This is a genomic window from Pseudoalteromonas sp. SWYJZ12 (assembly GCF_015864395.1).
Lineage (GTDB): Bacteria > Pseudomonadota > Gammaproteobacteria > Enterobacterales > Alteromonadaceae > Pseudoalteromonas > Pseudoalteromonas arctica.
Map to the genome: position 1 here is coordinate 86,432 of NZ_JADYXH010000007.1, position 17,237 is coordinate 103,668.

14 protein-coding genes are annotated in these 17,237 nt (G+C 38.5%); 2 read left to right on the forward strand and 12 right to left on the reverse strand.

What is annotated here, in order from left to right; genetic code table 11:
• Window positions 1-19: 19 nt before the first annotated feature.
• The 8 genes from I6F42_RS10680 to I6F42_RS10715 form a co-directional block, all read right to left on the reverse strand.
• Window positions 20-1,363, reverse strand: coding sequence for an AAA family ATPase (locus I6F42_RS10680; protein ID WP_010553792.1), 1,344 nt, complete (start codon window positions 1,361-1,363; stop codon window positions 20-22).
• Window positions 1,364-2,434 (reverse strand): 3-dehydroquinate synthase, encoded by a 1,071-nt coding sequence (aroB, locus tag I6F42_RS10685; RefSeq protein ID WP_010553793.1) that lies wholly within the window; start codon window positions 2,432-2,434, stop codon window positions 1,364-1,366.
• Window positions 2,435-2,461: 27 nt separating this feature from the next.
• Window positions 2,462-2,980, reverse strand: a complete 519-nt coding sequence (gene aroK, locus I6F42_RS10690; protein ID WP_004589350.1) for a shikimate kinase AroK — start codon at window positions 2,978-2,980, stop codon at window positions 2,462-2,464.
• 184 nt (window positions 2,981-3,164) lie between these two features.
• Window positions 3,165-5,270: a type IV pilus secretin PilQ gene (locus tag I6F42_RS10695; RefSeq protein ID WP_010553794.1), complete on the reverse strand. Its 2,106-nt coding sequence runs from the start codon at window positions 5,268-5,270 to the stop codon at window positions 3,165-3,167.
• The gene (locus tag I6F42_RS10700) at window positions 5,257-5,796 is read right to left on the reverse strand and encodes a pilus assembly protein PilP (RefSeq protein WP_010553795.1); all 540 of its coding nucleotides are present in this window, start codon (window positions 5,794-5,796) and stop codon (window positions 5,257-5,259) included. Before I6F42_RS10700 ends, I6F42_RS10695 begins: the two co-directional genes overlap by 14 nt.
• Window positions 5,793-6,398, reverse strand: a complete 606-nt coding sequence (locus I6F42_RS10705) for a type 4a pilus biogenesis protein PilO (protein ID WP_010553796.1) — start codon at window positions 6,396-6,398, stop codon at window positions 5,793-5,795. The genes I6F42_RS10700 and I6F42_RS10705 overlap by 4 nt, the downstream gene beginning before the upstream one ends.
• Window positions 6,388-6,960, reverse strand: coding sequence for a PilN domain-containing protein (locus I6F42_RS10710; protein ID WP_010553797.1), 573 nt, complete (start codon window positions 6,958-6,960; stop codon window positions 6,388-6,390). Before I6F42_RS10710 ends, I6F42_RS10705 begins: the two co-directional genes overlap by 11 nt.
• Window positions 6,948-8,027 (reverse strand): pilus assembly protein PilM, encoded by a 1,080-nt coding sequence (locus tag I6F42_RS10715; protein ID WP_033013026.1) that lies wholly within the window; start codon window positions 8,025-8,027, stop codon window positions 6,948-6,950. Before I6F42_RS10715 ends, I6F42_RS10710 begins: the two co-directional genes overlap by 13 nt.
• Before the next feature lie 130 nt (window positions 8,028-8,157).
• On the opposite strand from I6F42_RS10715, the gene I6F42_RS10720 reads away from it, so the two are divergent.
• Window positions 8,158-10,650, forward strand: a complete 2,493-nt coding sequence (locus I6F42_RS10720; RefSeq protein WP_010553799.1) for a penicillin-binding protein 1A — start codon at window positions 8,158-8,160, stop codon at window positions 10,648-10,650.
• 64 nt (window positions 10,651-10,714) lie between these two features.
• Here I6F42_RS10720 and metL read toward each other — a convergent pair whose 3' ends face one another.
• Together metL and metB are read right to left on the reverse strand one after the other, a co-directional pair.
• Window positions 10,715-13,060 carry a bifunctional aspartate kinase/homoserine dehydrogenase II gene (gene metL, locus I6F42_RS10725; RefSeq protein WP_010553800.1) on the reverse strand — a complete coding sequence of 782 codons (2,346 nt, stop codon included), beginning with the start codon at window positions 13,058-13,060 and terminating at the stop codon, window positions 10,715-10,717.
• Window positions 13,061-13,065: 5 nt separating this feature from the next.
• A complete protein-coding gene (gene metB, locus I6F42_RS10730; protein ID WP_010553801.1) occupies window positions 13,066-14,313 on the reverse strand; it encodes a cystathionine gamma-synthase in 1,248 nt (415 codons plus the stop codon).
• A gap of 289 nt (window positions 14,314-14,602) precedes the next feature.
• On the opposite strand from metB, the gene metJ reads away from it, so the two are divergent.
• Window positions 14,603-14,923: a met regulon transcriptional regulator MetJ gene (gene metJ, locus I6F42_RS10735; RefSeq protein WP_007586263.1), complete on the forward strand. Its 321-nt coding sequence runs from the start codon at window positions 14,603-14,605 to the stop codon at window positions 14,921-14,923.
• A gap of 83 nt (window positions 14,924-15,006) precedes the next feature.
• On the opposite strand, the gene I6F42_RS10740 is transcribed toward metJ, so the two are convergent.
• Both I6F42_RS10740 and rpmE read right to left on the reverse strand, forming a co-directional pair.
• Complete coding sequence (locus tag I6F42_RS10740; RefSeq protein ID WP_007582028.1) at window positions 15,007-16,248, reverse strand: malic enzyme-like NAD(P)-binding protein; 1,242 nt, start codon at window positions 16,246-16,248, stop codon at window positions 15,007-15,009.
• Window positions 16,249-16,936: 688 nt separating this feature from the next.
• A complete protein-coding gene (gene rpmE, locus I6F42_RS10745; RefSeq protein WP_007582029.1) occupies window positions 16,937-17,152 on the reverse strand; it encodes a 50S ribosomal protein L31 in 216 nt (71 codons plus the stop codon).
• Window positions 17,153-17,237 lie beyond the last annotated feature (85 nt).

Consider the following 17,237-nt stretch of genomic DNA (forward strand, 5'->3'; position numbering starts at 1 on the left):
TACACTAAAGCAGTGTGTTTTACTGATCAACGAGTGCTATTTCTTGCTTTATTTTACTAATTTTTTTATAGAAAGGTTTATTTTTTCTAACCTCAGCAGATAAAGTATCCATTGCTGATTTTGCTTCGTTTATACTTTCAAAACTGCCAAATGTAACAACCCACCATATTTTATTATTTCGCTTTGTTTGGTAAGTATGAGTTTGCTGCTGTAGATTGAATTGAGCAATAAAATTATCGCTAACTTCCTGCTGAGTTACGGCTAATAATTGAATAACACTATTTGTATCTATTTGCTGCATGTACCATATATTATCTTGGCTGATCTGAGTTTGCTCTGCTGTATTTACTTTTAGAGCTTCAGATTTAACGTCACTTGATACACTGCTTTTATTATTAGTACTATCATCAACATCATTGTCTAATACGTTAACTGTGTTGCCAGGTTCGGTAAGGCTTTGCATTATGGCAGGCACATCATTAATGTGTACACGCTCTGGCTTAATATCTGGCTCAACAACTTTGGGGTCATTTAAGTTAATTATTGAGTCATTTTTCTTTATAGCCGGCTCACTTACTTGCTCTATAGATATTGCTGTATTTACTACTTGTGTTTCTTCTTGCTGATAATACTGTTGCCACCACTGCGTCATATCCGACTTATAAAGCAGACCAATAATTAAAAGCATAATCAGCAACATCAAAATCAATAAGTGTAATCGCCAAGACACTTTGTCTTTAACAATAATATCGGCTATGTGCTCACTAGGTTGCCAAGCAAGCAATAAGCTGGGATTACCGTGAGCCTCAGCTAAAAAAGTACTAAATACAGGGTCTTCATCATAGGGTAAGTCTGTAAAGTACCACTGCAATAACATCTTGCTTTCTCGAAGCGTTAGCGGCTCCAGATAAATTTCAACAGCGTTATTTAAAGCCAGTTTAGACTGTGAAGCTATTATAATATATAGCGTATTTGGGCTGTTTTTAGAAAGTAACTCAAGCTCAATTAACATCTCATCAGATAATTGCCTACCGCCATCAAGTACCCATAAACATGGCCCGCATGGTTGCTGCTGCAGTAATTGGTAATAGTTTTCAGGTAAACTTAAGTTATGATCAATCAGGGGAGAGTTAAAGCTTTGCTCTAATAACTCACTCATTAGCTGAGCATCAGTCATTTGCGCACTTACTTGCACGAAGGCTTTATTAAAGTCGTTGTATTTATCTGTAATGAAGGTTTCGAGCATATAACTTTTACCTAGCCCAGAAGTGCCAAGTAAAACAATTAAATTTTGCCCGTACTCAAATTGCAGTGCGATTCTATCCACCAAAGCCGCACGGCTTGGTAAAATTTGTGACTGCATTTACTGCTCGATTAAGTCTCTAACTTGATCATCAGATACATTATCAACTAATGCACACTGGCCAAATTGGGTAGGTAGAATAAAGCGGATAGTGCCTTTTTTATTCTTTTTGTCTTTACGCATATGCGTTAAAAACTGCTCGCTAGTCATTTGCTTTGGAATTTCTGTTGGTAAATTATATAGCTCAAGCAGCTTAATAATTCGATCAACTTCATCTGCGCTTAAATCTTGGCGTGTCTTGGCAAGTTTAGCTGCTAATACCATTCCTGTTGCAACAGCTTCGCCGTGTAACCAAACGCCATAACCCATCTGTGCCTCAATTGCATGGGCAAATGTATGGCCTAAGTTTAACAAAGCCCGTAAGCCATGTTCTTTTTCATCTTGAGCAACTATAAGCGCTTTTATTTCACAACATCTAAAAATGATATGCTGTAAGCATGCTTCATCTAGTTGCTGTAAATTAGTCACATTTCGCTCTAAATAGGCAAATAATTCGGTATCGTAAATCAGACCATACTTAATTACCTCAGCCATACCTGCTGCAAACTCTCGTGCAGGTAGAGTGTGTAATGTTTGCGTATCAATAAAAACCGCTTGAGGCTGATAAAATGCCCCTATCATATTTTTACCTAACGGATGATTTACTGCCGTTTTTCCACCTACCGATGAATCAACCTGTGAAAGCACTGTCGTTGGTATTTGAATAAACGGTACGCCGCGCTGATAACAAGCCGCTACAAAACCAGTTAGGTCACCTACAACACCGCCACCTAACGCAATTAAACACGTATCTCGGCCACAGTTATTTTGTAGTAAAAATGCTGATATTTTTTCAAACCATTCTAGTGATTTATATTGCTCACCGTCAGGAATAATAAAAGATAGCGGATTTAGATCAGCTAATGAATCAAGTAACCTTTGCAAATATAAAGGCGCTATTGTGTCATTAGTAATGATGATAGGCCGACAATCACCAATGTGGTGAACCAGGCGGCCATTATCTTGAAGTGCAGATTGCCCAATATAAATAGGATAACTTCGCTCGTCCAAATTAACAGTTAATTTAAGCATGCTTGGCTATTCCTTTATTATTGGTTTTTAAAAATCTAATTTCTCGATGATTTGGTTAGCAACAACTTTAGCGCTTTGCTCATCGGTACGTACAACAAAATCAGCAACTTCTTTGTATAGTGGCTCGCGTTCTTCTGCTAAGCGCTCTAGTACGTTACGAGGTGCTTCTTCAGTTTGCAGTAATGGGCGACGCTTGTCGCGTTGCGTGCGTGCAACTTGCTTCTCTATAGGTGTCTCTAGGTATACAACGATACCTCGAGCCGAAAGCTTGTTTCGAACTTCTTTGCTCATTACTGAACCACCACCGGTAGCAAGTACAATACCTTGCATCTCGGTTAAATCGCCAATAACAGACTCTTCTCGAAGTCTAAAGCCTTCTTCACCTTCAAGATCGAATACCCATGCAATATCTGCACCTGTGCGGCGTTCGATTTCTTGATCAGAATCAACAAATTCAAGGTGTAATTGGTCAGCGATGTGACGACCAATCGTGCTTTTGCCAGCCCCCATGGGGCCAACTAGAAATATATTACGTTTCTCAGCCATATCTTTTAGTACAAACAAACTCTAAAATTTGAAATAAAACCCCGCCTAACGACCTGGCCCCAAAATTAAGGAGGGGATTATCTCAGTAATTGCGGGGGTATTTCAAGTCAATTAGCATAAAAAGCCATATAACGAGCAATTAATCTAAATAATCACCCGTTGGTTAACATAAAACCACTGTATTTTAATCAATTTGTATTTTTGGTGTCACAAAAATAAGTAATTCACGCTTTTCATTAAACTCACTTGTGGTTTTAAATAGTCTTCCTACGTAAGGAATGTCACCTAAAATTGGCACTTTACTCGTAGTATTAATGATCTGCTGCTGGAAAATACCACCGAGTACTACGGTTTGTCCATTCTCAACTAACACTTGAGTTTGAATCTCTTGGGTATCAATTGACACTGCTTCACCTGTTCCCGTTTGTACAGTATCACCACGTGTGTCTTGAGTAATAATTAAGTCTAGAATTACTTTATTATCAGGTGTGATATGAGGGGTTACTTCTAAGCTTAGTACCGCTTTTTTAAAGCTTACAGTAGTAGCACCACTTGAAGCTGACTCAGTGTAAGGGATTTCAGTACCTTGCTCTATTCGCGCTTTTTGCTGATTAGCCGCTATGATACGCGGGCTAGCAATAATTTCGCCTTTATTCTCTTCTTCAAGCGCACTTAGCTCTAAATCAATTAATGTACCGTTAGCCAATTTTGCTATGTGCAAACCAATACTGGCCGCAGGATTAGAAATTGGTAAATTTACATTTAATCGATCTGAAATACTTGGCGCATTTGAAGTTGATGTCGCATTATAAATACCTTCAGCGCCTTCAAGGGAGCCAGAAATACCAACACTACTGCCTTGATCACTAAAGCCCCAGCGTACGCCTAAGTCTTCAGTAACGTTATCGCGCACAGTTACCATTCGAGATTCGATTACAACCTGCTGTACCGGAATATCGAGTGTTTCTATCATCCGGCGAATGTTTTCTATACTCTTAACAGTATCTTTCACTAATAAAGTATTTGTACGCTGATCAACCGATACACTACCACGGGCAGTTATAATACTGTTCCTATCTGTTTTTAATAAGTCAGCAAAATTTTCGGCTTTAGCATAGTTTAATCGAATGTATTCACTATAGAGTGGTTCTAAGTCTTCAACTTGCTGTTTAGCTTTTAAATCCTTAGCTTCACGTGCCGCAAGCTCCTCTGCAGGCGCTACCATTAAAATAGAGCCATCCATTCGTTTGTCTAGCCCTTTAATACGCAATACTACGTCAAGCGCTTGATCCCACGGTACGCCATCTAAGCGCAGTGTTATATTACCTGTCACTGAATCACTGGTTACTAAGTTAAAATCGTTATAACCCGCAATAATTTGTAGTGCTGCACGCACAGAGATATCTTGAAAATTTAAGGTCATAGGGCGACCTTGGTACTCAACGCCACCGTCTAAATAGGCGTTTTGCGTTTCATCTTTTTCTACCGTCAGCGTTAAAATATTATCTATTTGCTGGTACGTAAATGTAAACTGAGCGTTTGGCTCAATAACAACACGACTTAATCCATCTTCTTTAAAAGTCTCAATATTACTTACAACAGTACCAAAATCTAATACATCCAGCTCATAAAGTAAGTCATCTAAAATATCAGTATGATGGAAGTCTGCATAAATTTTTCCGCCGCTCTCATGTACTTCAATTGCAGCTTGAGTGTCTTGTAAAAATACGAGTACTTTAGCTTCGCCCTTTTCACCACGTCTGAAATCAATTGACTGAATACGATTAATATAATTTCCGCTTACATCACCTGAATCCATCACTACATCTTCGTTTTCAGATTCTGTAAGTGGGTTGTCCGATACGCGTATTGATACTAAATTATTATGAACTTCGGTTTCATAAATTTTTAATCTATCTAGGTTTACTGTTACTTTTAAACCACTATCAGTGAGAACATTAGTTACATTGCTAATCCCAGCTTGATTAACTGCAACATCATTTAAACCAACCTCTAACTCTGCAGTATCAAAAAACATTTCGATTCTGGCTGGGCTATTAAACACCTGAACTTTTGGCTCAAGCGTTAACTCTTCATCAAAAACAAGCTGTAATTCAGTCTCGCCTTTAAGTAATGGGTTATAACGAACATCATATAGTAATGGCCCTGCAATGGCTGTATTTACAGTGACTAAAGCAACAGCAACCAATAATACTCGTGAAATACGATGAAGCCAAAGTACGTCCTTATACATGCTATTTTTACCTTTTTTATTATTAATTTGCGCCATCTGTTGCCGCCTCTAACATTTCTAATTTAGTCAGGCGCTCTTTCCAACAACCAGACCCATCAGGGATTAATTCCACTAATTCTATATAATCATTGCTTACTGTTTTTACTTTTCCATCATAACTACCAAGGTAATTCCCTAACGTTACGCGGTGTAAAGTGTCATCTGCTGCTGTTATTAATGCCCATATTTGTCCACTAGAACCAATTGTGCCTTTCATTGCTAAGTTATCTAGCGGGTATTTCTCTAATGGTTCGCGACGACGCTCTTGATCTGGGTGCAAACAGTTTTTTACTTGCGTTAATTTATTTTGAATTATTTCAGGCTGGGGCGCTACAAATGGACTACGTAGCTGCCCTGCACTATATTCAAATATTTCAAACTTTGTAAGCTCAGGAATTGATTCAACCTTTGGTGTTGTACTTGCCTTGACTTGATCAATGAATTCTTTTTGCTCAGACGTATCATCATTACAACCAGCTAAAACAAACGCTATTGCTACAGGTACTACGCGAAGGAGTTTCATTTTTTAACCCCTTCTTCATAACGATATGTTTTTGCAACAACACTAAATGTTAACTGTTTATCGCCCGATGATAAAATAGAAAAGTCATGTAAGCTTACAATTCGTGGTAACTGAGCTACTTTACCCACAAACTCACCAAATTCATGGTAGGTCCCTATCACTTCTATTTTAATCGGTAATTCAGTATAAAATTCTTTCTCGACTTCTGGCAACCAACCTATTTTTAAAAAAGTCAGGCCACTCGTTGTCCCAACATACGACAAATCATCAAGTAAACCAGGAGTTTCGTTTGAAGTAGGTAGACGTTTTAATAGCTGTGAAAACTTATCTTCCATTTCAACCATTTGTTGACGATAGATTTCAAGCTTACTCGCTACAGCATACTTAGTACGATAAGTAGTACGTAATTCAACTTCTTTAGCAACCGCACTATGGTAACTATCAATTTCATCAGAAACTAATAGGCTGTAACTAAAAAACAATACAAGTCCGGCAACAAACGTACAGCAAATTGCTTTAACTGCAATAGGCCAATCGCCAATGTTATCGAGCTCTATTTCATTCCAATCAATTTCACTCAGTGCTTTAAAATCAAGGCTCATCGCTAACCTCACCAATTTTATCAAATGGTTTTACATAAAATTCCATATTAAAATCACTAAGTAAACGCGAAGATTGATCGCCTGCAACAATACCTTGCATTGAAGGATTCTCTAGTAAATATGAGCTTTGTACTTGGCGCAGCATAGTTGATAAACGATTATTAGATTCACTGCGTCCCAATACATGTATTTGGCTGCCTCTGCGCTCGAGTTTTGTTAAATAAACGCCACCGGGCACTATTTTGGCAACTTCATCCATTATTTGTGTACCCAAATTACGGCTGCTTTGTAATTCTTCAATGAGTCTCATACGCTGTTGTAAGTTTTCTTTTCTTTTATCTAAGCTTCTTATTTCACTTATTTTTTTATCTAGCATGCTAATTTCTGAGCTTAAATAGTTATTCTTTAAGTTTTGACCGTCTTTTAATGCACTATAAAAAGAGCTTAATAAGTACATACTCGCAAAACAAATTATAACGACACCAACAAGTATAGTTACAAATTTCTTTTTCGATTCTTCGCGTTGTAATTCGCGCCAAGGCAGTAGATTTATATATGGCATGTTGAAAAACTCCTTAATGCCAACCCAGTCGCAATTGCAAACTGAGTTTTGTGACGCTGCATCACATTACGATCTACTTTAGGGGAAATTTCCATACTCTCAAAAGGCTCAGCAACGACAGAGTGAATACCGAGTTCTTCGATGAGCAATCGGTCAATACCTTTTATCATCGATGTCCCACCCGTTAAGACAATATAGTCAATTTGTTCTTTACCACTGGTTGTTAAAAACATTTGCACTGCACGTCGCACCTGTTGAAGTAACGAGGTTTGAAAAGGGGCCAATACTTCAAAGGTATAGTTTGGTGGTAAATCACCTGATGTTTTACCAATTTCGGCTTCATCAAAGCCTTTATTATAATAAGCGACAATACTATTTGTATATTGATCGCCGCCAAAAACCTGGTCACGGGTATAGATTGTTTCCCCTGCTTGTACTACGCTTACAAGCATTAAAACTGCACCAATATCAACCACCGCTACACATTTATTAAACGCATCGCTAGGTAATTGTTGATAGTAAACATCCATTGCACGACTTAATGCATAGCTTTCTACATCGACTATTTTAGCTTCTAAATTTGCAGCTTCTAAAGCGCCAACACGCGCTTCTACACTCTCAGTACGAGCAGCTGAAAGCAAAACATTCATTTTACTAGGATCGGCCTCATTCGTCGAAAGCTTCTCAAAGTCGAGGCTCACTTCATCAAGAGGATATGGGATTAAACTATCAGCTTCAATTTCAATTTGTGATTCAAGTTCAGCATCAGTTAACGATACATCCATGAAGATCACTTTAGTAATAACTGTTTGACCAGAAACAGCCACCGCAGCAGATTTTAACGATTTTGGTAATTTTCTTCTTAATTTTGAAATTACATTACCAATTGCTTCAATATCTTGAATTGTGCGCTCACTCATGGCGCCTTTTGGCATTGGCTCAATTGCAAGTGCTTCGAGTCGAAATCCTGTTTCAATTTCACGTAAAAGCACAGCCTTAATAGAGTGCGATCCAATATCAATTCCTACCATCATCGGGGACGGTTTTTGAAATAGTTGACTTAGCATGTTTCAACTTGGCCTTTGTTTTAATAATAAACAAGTTATAATTTTTATATGAAAAAATATTATTCATTTTTTAATCAATATATACTAACAGTCAAAACTCGCAATTGGGAGTCCATTTAGGGAAATATAAGTGATTTTATTAAAACGAACTTTACAATTTTTTATCATTTGTGTGTTAATTGGTCTGATCACTTTGGTCAGTCTTTATTACTACGTTAAACCTGATATCCCCAGTGTGCAAGTTTTAAAAGACGTGCAATTACAAACTCCTATGCAAGTCTTCACTAAAGATGGGCTTTTAATCAATCAATTTGGTGAAAAACGCCGTATTCCTGTGACTATTGATGAGATCCCTCAAACGTTAATTAATGCGTTCTTAGCTACGGAAGATAATCGTTTTTACGACCACATAGGCATAGACCCTATAGGTATTGTACGCTCAGCCCTTGTTCTCATATCTACCGGCGAGAAAAAACAAGGCGCAAGTACTATTACTATGCAGCTTGCTCGTAATTTCTTTTTGACACGCGAAAAAGCCTATATTCGTAAAGTTAAAGAAATATTTATAGCACTGCATATCGAAGATGTATTAACAAAAGACGAAATTTTAGAGCTTTACCTTAATAAAATAGAATTAGGTAATCGTGCTTTCGGTATTGGTGCAGCAGCGCAAGTTTATTACGGTAAAGAGCTAAAAGATTTAACACTTGCACAAATGGCGATGATTGCAGGTTTACCTAAAGCACCTTCAGCTTTAAACCCAATTCGTAACCCAACGCGTGCAAAAGCACGCCGAAATGTAGTTTTAGGCCGTTTACTGACCGAAGACTATATAACACAAGAGCAATATAACGAAGCAACTAGCCAACCTATCACCGCTTATTTTCACGGTGCAGAAATAAACTTATACGCACCGTATATCTCTGAAATGGTGCGCGCTGAAATGGTTTCGCGCTATGGGGTAGATAAAGCCTACAACTCTGGTTTTAAAATTTTTACCTCAGTAGAGTCAAAGGTTCAAAAAGCAGCGCAAAACGCACTTGTAAATAACTTACACAGTTACGATATGCGTCATGGTTTTAGAGGTCCAACTGATGTTTTATGGAATCCTGAAACACAACCAGCTTTAACTGAGCAACAAATACTCAATAAATTACAGAGCGTAAATGAGTTAGGCACTTTAAAAGTTGCAGCAGTACTCAGTGTTAATAATAAAACAGCTACAGTACTACTTAAAAATGGTGAGCAAACAACTCTCAGTTGGGATAGTTTAAAATGGGCGCGTAAGTATATTACTCGCTACCGCCAAAGCTTTGCTCCAAAAGCAGCTACTGATATTTTAACGCCAGGTATGCAAATATGGGTACGTCAAAACGAAGATAACAGCTACTTATTAAGCCAAATACCAGAAGCATCAAGCGCTATTGTATCCCTCGATCCACAAGACGGTAGAATAAAAGCTATTGTAGGGGGTTACAGCTTTGAGCAAAGTCAATACAACCGAGCGATACAAGCTAAGCGTCAAGTGGGTTCTAATATAAAACCTTTTATATATTCGGCAGCACTTGAAAAAGGTTACACGCTTGCGTCTATATTAAATGATGCACCTATAAACCAATGGGATAAGAGCCAAGGCGTAGCATGGCGTCCTAAAAACAGCCCTGCTGTTTACAACGGTCCTATTCGAATTCGCCGTGCTTTAGCACAGTCTAAAAACGTTATTTCGGTGCGCTTACTACGTGGTGTTGGATTGCAACGTACAGCTGATCACTTACTAAAATTTGGTTTTAAAGACGCTGACATTAATCGCAGTGAATCATTAGCACTTGGTAGTGCTTCCATTACTCCTCTTGAACTTGCAAGAGGCATGAGTACATTTGCCAATGGCGGTCATTTAATTGAACCTTACTTTATCTCAGAAATTCAAGACGCTTACGGCAATGTATTGTTTAAAGCAAACCCTGCTCTTGCCTGTGACGAAGAGCCTTTGCCAATAAATAATGCACTCTCAATGCATAATAGTGATGATGAAATGGAGCAAACGAAAAAATGTGCGCCGAGAATTATTTCTAAGCAAAATGCATTTTTAATTGCTGATGCTATGAATAGTGCAATTTGGGGGGGTGGTAGCTGGGCTCATAAAACAGGTTGGAGTGGAACCGCTTGGCGAGCACAAGCGCTAGATCGTCGCGACATTTCAGGTAAAACAGGCACAACTAATGACTCAGTAGATACCTGGTTTAGCGGTTTTAATAGTAATGTGATGACCTCAGTTTGGGTTGGCTTTGATAATCCGGGCAACGCTCTTGGTCGCTCTACATATAATAACAACCTAGATAGCAGCCAAATATCAGGTGCGGAATCTGGCGCTAAAACCGCGCAGCCAGCTTGGGTTGAATTTATGAAAGCGGCACTTGAAGGCAAGCCTGAAGCCCCAATTGAGCCGCCTGAGGGACTTGTTTCTATTCGTATTGATTTAGCTACCGGCTTACTTAGCCATAAAAATGATTACACGAGTCGATTTGAATATTTTGAAAAAGGTACTGCACCTACAAAGTATGTGCTATCTCAGCCTAACGATATATTTGAAGAAGACACTAAAACAGAAGAAGAGCTATTTTAATAATATGTATGTAATACAAAAACGGCAGCTTATTTAAGCTGCCGTTTTTGTTTAAACCAAAGGTTTATTTTAAGTTTTGAACAAGCCAATATAAATCAGAGTGCACACCCGCAGCGGTCACTTCTCTACCCGCTCCTGGCCCCTGAATCACTAATGCGTTATCGCTATACCATTTGCTATTAATTACAAAAATATTATCGCCAGGTGTAAGGTTTGCTAACGCATCGCCATTAGGCACATACGCTATTCCCACTTTAGCAATTACTTCACCTTGTGTGATTTCTAATAAGCCCGTATATCTAAGTACTAAATTTTTAGACTTTGCTGTCACTGCATGCTCTTCGATGAACGCGTCTAGCTGTGCTTTTTTATTTAAAAAGTCATCCCAACTTCCCAGCGCAAGTTCATCTGGCATCAATGCCGATAAGCTAATATCGTCAAGTTCAAGCTCAACACCTAGCTCTCGAGCTAAAATAAGTAGCTTACGCTGCATATCTCGCCCAGATAAATCTTCGCGAGGGTCTGGCTCTGTGAATCCCATTTTCTGAGCTTCCAGTAGCAACTCAGAAAATGGCCTTGTTCCATCATATTTACTGCATAACCACGAAAGCGTGCCTGAGAAAACACCTTCTATACGTGTTATTTTATCGCCACTATTTTGCAAATCAGCCAAAGCAAAGTTAATAGGTAAGCCAGCGCCTACACTGGTGTTATATCGCCAATGTAAATTACGTTCTGTAATATTACTACGAAGTGCTTTATACCAAGTAGTCGGTGCTGTTCCAGCGTATTTATTAGCACTAATTAAATGACAGTTTCTATCTACAAAGTCTGGATATAACAAGCTAAATTGTTCACTTGCGGTAATATCAATTACAATTTTATGCTCGTAATCGAGCTCATTTATAGCATTCAGTAAATCTGCAGATTGATAGCTATTTGCCTCATGCTGCCATTGAGTTTTCCATTGCTGTGTATTAATACCACTTGCATTAAACAGCATTTTTTTAGAGCGAATTAGACCGACTAATTTAATACTAAAGTCATCCGATAAACGCTCAAATTGTGCCGACAACTGTTTAATGAAAACGTCGCCAACGTTACCAAGCCCCGCAACTATAATTGCGATTTCTTGGCCTTTATTAATTAGCTTATCGTGTAAGTCACTTTGTATATCACTATCTATAAATTGATCGGTAAGCAATAAAGCATAGCCAGTATCTTGATGGACAAAACGAGGTTTTATGCTGTGGAGTTTTAATAAATCTAATGCTTGTAAGCTTAATGTATTAACGCCTTGCTCAGGCGCTACAATTGCACAACCGTTTAAATTTGACTCGCTAATATTTGCCCTACCCGCAAAATAATTAATAACCAGATAAGTTTGTGCTGCAGGTACTACTAAATACACTTCACCATTATGGGTAAAGTGATGAAGACTATGCTGAATAAGCTGACTAACACTTGCAACCTCACCTTCACTTAATCCTTCAACCATTAATAGGTCAACATTTTGCAACGTGGTTATAAAGCGCTTTTTCTTCGCTGAACCTTCTTTGACTATATCTGTTGGACTTGCTTGTACGTCAAAACTACTGCGAACAGCTAGCTTAATATCTGTGTTTTTAAGTGGCGATAGTGTTTTTGCATGTAATACAGGGTTACCCAAACGAGCTAATAAATTAGCCTGTCCACGGCAAATTTTGCCGTATTTAATCGCTTTTTTTACCTTTCGAGGATCAGTGCTAAACACACCCTGTGTATCGGTCCAAATACATACTTGCTTAGCATTACAGTAATTTGCAAGTAGTGTTGCACTGTAGTCACTCCCATTTCGGCCAAGTGTTACAGTCTCGCCTTTGATATCTGCGGCAATAAACCCAGTAACAACATTTATTTTATTAGGCAAAATTAACTGCCCACATTGCTGCGCATTTTGCGCATGCATTAATTCGCCATCATTTAAGATAAAAAGAGTACGTGCATCTTGAGCGCATGCCTCAATATTTAGCTGCTGTAAATAAGTAGCGAGTAAACGTGCTGACCACAGTTCGCCATGTGCAAGTAATGCAGCCTCTTTTAGCTGCTCAGCTTGAGCAAGTTCTGCAATATAGCTAAGTTCGATACTTAGTGTTTTAAGTGCACTTCGTTTTAAATCGGCTTCTAATAGCTGCTCTATTAAATCACTTTGATGGTTATTTAACTGCAGTAAAATATCAGCGACAGCTTGCGTGTCTTGCTGCTGATAACTTTGCCACAACGACACAAGTGTATCTGTAGTTTTACCTGCAGCAGACACCACAACACAGTCGCCCGTCTGAGTATGCCCAATAATTATTTTAGCTACGCTTTGATAGCGCTCACTAGAGCTTAAGCTTGAACCACCAAATTTATGTACACAATTAACCATATTAATCACCAAAGCGCCGGACGGGCTGCACTTAATTTAACGTTACCACCAGAAGTGCCTGCTCCCTTGCCTACACGGCCAACATTTTTATTTTGCCCTGGTTTTACAAGTTCAAACACTCGCTCAAAATCAGCGACTAAATCGTGTATATCTTCAATACCTACCGAAATACGAATAAGCGTATCGCCCACACCCGCTTCTAAACGTGCTGTTGCCTCCATACCTGCGTGCGTCATAGTTGCAGGGTGACAAATTAAGCTCTCTACGCCACCTAGTGACTCAGCTAAACTAAACGTTTTAAGGCTAGTTAAAAATGCCGCAGCGTCATTTATATCGCCTTTAATATCAAAACTAACCATGCCACCAAAACCAAGTTGCTGTGCTTTAGCCAGCTCATGCTGAGGATGCGACTCAAGACCTGGGTAGTAAACTTGGCTTACATATTCAGAGCTTTCAAGGTACTTAGCTATTGCCAGTGCATTTTCTTGATGCTGCCTTAGGCGCACATTTAAAGTACGTAAACCACGAAGCGTTAAATAGCTATCAAAAGGCGCACCCGTAATACCAATGTTATTAGCCCACCAAGCAAGCTCATCGCCTAACTCTTGTGTTGCGGCAATAACAGCGCCGCCTACTACATCTGAGTGTCCGTTAATGTATTTAGTGGTTGAATGCACCACAATATCTACACCAAACTTAATAGGATTTTGTAAAGCAGGCGACAAAAACGTGTTATCTGCAGCCACCAATGCACCGCATTGCTTAGCCACATCGGTAACCGCTTTGATATCTGTTAAACGAAGTACTGGGTTACTTGGGGTTTCTATCCAAATAAGCTTAGGTTTAATTACTAAAATTTGTTGAAGGCTTTCTTCTTTTGTTAAATCTAATATTTCGAGCTTTAGTAGTCCGCGTTTTTGTAAAGATGTAAATAAACGATAGCTGCCACCATAACAATCATGCGGAATTACTAACGTATCGTCACTATTAAGTAGCTGAGTAGCTAAATGCACGGCAGCCATGCCTGTAGCTGTAATTATGCCACGAGCGCCACCTTCAAGCTTAGCAAGCGTCTCAGCTAAAATATCACGATTAGGATTACCGCTACGACCATAATCATACTCACGCTTAGTATCAAAGTCGGCAAACGAATAAGTAGTCGATAAATAAATTGGCGGTACCACCGCACCATGATGTTTATCAGCATCAACGCCGTTACGTACAGCAATGGTCGCTTTGTTTTTTTCGCTCATATTCGTCACCTGATTAATTTGGATGTTTAGACGTCTAAAAGAGTAAGTTATCCGTTTTGATAAGTCAAAGTATTTTAAAGCTCTAGATGGCTAAAAGTAGAAGGGGCCTCTGCGAATAACACATTTTAGCTCACAAAAGTGTGCTTATCTTTACACCTACAATAGGCTTATTAAGATAGATCGGTATCTATTATTTGACTATCTTTTTTAAATCGATAGAATTTCACGCATATTTACACGCTTTTTATACCGTGTGAGAAATTAATAATCTGAGGCAACGATACATCTTATGGCTAAATGGAATGGTGAGTATATTCACCCATACGCAGAACACGGTAAAAAATCAGAGCAAGTTAAAAAGATCACCGTTTCGATCCCGCTAAATGTATTAAAGGTATTAACTGACGAACGTACACGTCGTCAAATCAATAACCTTCGCCATGCTACAAATAGTGAATTGCTATGTGAGGCATTTTTGCATGCTTTTACTGGCCAACCTTTACCAAATGACGATGACTTACGTAAAGATAACGCCGAAAAAGTGCCAGAAGAAGTTAAAAAAATAATGCAAGAAATGGGTCTAGAAGTACCCGTTTTAAACGAAGAATAAATATTACAAAGACAAAAAAAACCTCAGTAATTACTGAGGTTTTTTTATGTCTAAATTTTATTGCATAGCTCTACTGTATAGATTTACTGCATATAGTTTTCAGGTAGCTCAATTTGTGCAACACCTGACTCAATAGCAGCAAGTGCAACAGCTCTTGCTATACGCGGCAGTAAACGTGGATCCATTGGTTTTGGAATAATATACTGCGCACCAAATTCTAGTTTATCTACACCAGCGGCTTTTAAAACTTCTGCAGGTACTGGCTCTTTGGCAATACTTCGAATAGCATCTACTGCAGCAATTTTCATTTCATCGTTAATAGCGCTTGCACGTACATCAAGCGCACCACGGAAAATAAACGGGAAACATAAAACATTATTAACTTGGTTAGGGTAATCAGAGCGCCCTGTTGCCATGATTAAATCGTTGCGTGCGCCGTGCGCAAGTGCAGGATCAATCTCAGGATCTGGATTTGAACATGCAAACACAACTGGTTTTGCAGCCATTAGCTTTAAATCTTCAGCCGCTAATAAGTTAGGGCCAGAAACACCCACAAATACATCTGCATCTGCAATTACATCTTGCAATGTACGCTTATCGGTATTATTAGCAAAAAGCTGTTTGTATTCATTTAAGTCATCGCGGCGGGTATGAATAACACCTTTGCGGTCAAGCATATAAATGTGTTCACGCAGTGCGCCACACTTAATTAACAGCTCCATACACGCAACAGCGGCAGCGCCTGCACCTAAACATACAATAATTGCATCTTCAATTGACTTACCTTGTACTTCTAGCGCATTTAACATACCAGCAGCCGTTACAATGGCAGTACCGTGTTGATCGTCATGAAAAACAGGAATACTACAACGCTCTATTAATGCTTTTTCTATTTCAAAACACTCTGGTGCTTTAATATCTTCAAGGTTAATACCACCGAATGTGTCGGCAATGTTGGCAACCGTATTAATAAAGTCTTCTGTTGTTTTGTGCTTAACTTCAATATCGATAGAATCAAGCCCTGCAAAACGTTTAAACAATAACGCTTTGCCTTCCATTACAGGCTTAGACGCTAAAGGACCTAAATTACCAAGGCCTAGAATTGCAGTACCATTAGTAATAACCGCAACCATGTTACCTTTACCAGTATATTTATAAGCATTTGCAGGATCTGCAGCTATTTCACGTACAGGTTCGGCAACACCTGGGCTATACGCAAGTGCAAGATCATGAGCCGTTTCAGCTGGTTTTGTAAGCTCAATGCTAATTTTACCTGGTACGGGATGTGAGTGGTAATGTAGTGCTTGTTCACGAAAGTCAGACATAACGCGATGGTATCCTGCAATTTAAGTTAAAGTGAGAGATGGAGTCTTGGGGTACGATACCCTTATTATTTTTAAATTCCAAGCAATATCAGGTCTATCCTGTTATATGCTATATCCTTTAATTTTAAGAGGTTTTTCAGTAACTTTGCAGGATTATATCAACATTTAATAAATAAAAATTCACCTAAAAAGTAAGTTTTAAGGTGCTTTTATGCCTATCAAAATCTTATAAAATGTATACTTAAAGTATCAGCATAAACTTAGAATAACAGCCTACTACCCTACTTTAAAAACAGATAAGCCCACGTTAGCTACTTTTATCAACCTAGTTAAAAATTGTACTATTTAAAATATAGAGAATATCTATCGATTTGTCTGTAAAGGATTATGCATACTCAGAATAAGAATAGGAAATAGTTATGCAAAAGGAGGGGATAGTTAAAATCAACGAAATAATACCAATCTGCTTATATATGGGGTCTATTTAACGTTAAGAAAATTACGCTAGAACTAGGCAAAAATTTTTGTATCTAGTTGTTCTAAATAAAAAATTTTTAACGACGTTATAGTGCAATTTAATTCGTTAAATTGCTCAAAGATTTATGTAGGTTAGTTTAAGATAATAAATAACAAATTTTAGGCACAAAAAAAGCACCCTAAGGTGCTTTTTTTAACTAAACAGCAATAATTACTTCTTGCTGGCAAGTGCACCGAAGCGCTTGTTGAAGCGATCAACACGTCCGCCAGTGTCTAAAACTTTTTGCTTACCAGTGTAAAACGGGTGACACGCAGAACATACGTCTAAGTGAATGTCTTTACAAAGAGTTGAGCTAGTTTCGAATTTATTTCCACATGAACATGTTGCAGAAATTACTTCGTACTTAGGGTGAATACCTTCTTTCATAGGAACCTCTAGTTAAGGCCGCATCGCTCTCCAAACCCGGAGTTTGGCACCATACGTCGTTAAAACAAATTTGTTGGTGGCGGAT

Bases quoted from the DNA above. Each gene is read 5' to 3' on its own strand.
- I6F42_RS10680 (WP_010553792.1), bottom strand. From the start codon at position 1,363: ATGCAGTCACAAATTTTACCAAGCCGTGCGGCTTTGGTGGATAGAATC.
- aroB (WP_010553793.1), bottom strand. From the start codon at position 2,434: ATGCTTAAATTAACTGTTAATTTGGACGAGCGAAGTTATCCTATTTAT.
- aroK (WP_004589350.1), bottom strand. From the start codon at position 2,980: ATGGCTGAGAAACGTAATATATTTCTAGTTGGCCCCATGGGGGCTGGC.
- I6F42_RS10695 (WP_010553794.1), bottom strand. From the start codon at position 5,270: ATGGCGCAAATTAATAATAAAAAAGGTAAAAATAGCATGTATAAGGAC.
- I6F42_RS10700 (WP_010553795.1), bottom strand. From the start codon at position 5,796: ATGAAACTCCTTCGCGTAGTACCTGTAGCAATAGCGTTTGTTTTAGCT.
- I6F42_RS10705 (WP_010553796.1), bottom strand. From the start codon at position 6,398: ATGAGCCTTGATTTTAAAGCACTGAGTGAAATTGATTGGAATGAAATA.
- I6F42_RS10710 (WP_010553797.1), bottom strand. From the start codon at position 6,960: ATGCCATATATAAATCTACTGCCTTGGCGCGAATTACAACGCGAAGAA.
- I6F42_RS10715 (WP_033013026.1), bottom strand. From the start codon at position 8,027: ATGCTAAGTCAACTATTTCAAAAACCGTCCCCGATGATGGTAGGAATT.
- metL (WP_010553800.1), bottom strand. From the start codon at position 13,060: ATGGTTAATTGTGTACATAAATTTGGTGGTTCAAGCTTAAGCTCTAGT.
- metB (WP_010553801.1), bottom strand. From the start codon at position 14,313: ATGAGCGAAAAAAACAAAGCGACCATTGCTGTACGTAACGGCGTTGAT.
- metJ (WP_007586263.1), top strand. From the start codon at position 14,603: ATGGCTAAATGGAATGGTGAGTATATTCACCCATACGCAGAACACGGT.
- I6F42_RS10740 (WP_007582028.1), bottom strand. From the start codon at position 16,248: ATGTCTGACTTTCGTGAACAAGCACTACATTACCACTCACATCCCGTA.
- rpmE (WP_007582029.1), bottom strand. From the start codon at position 17,152: ATGAAAGAAGGTATTCACCCTAAGTACGAAGTAATTTCTGCAACATGT.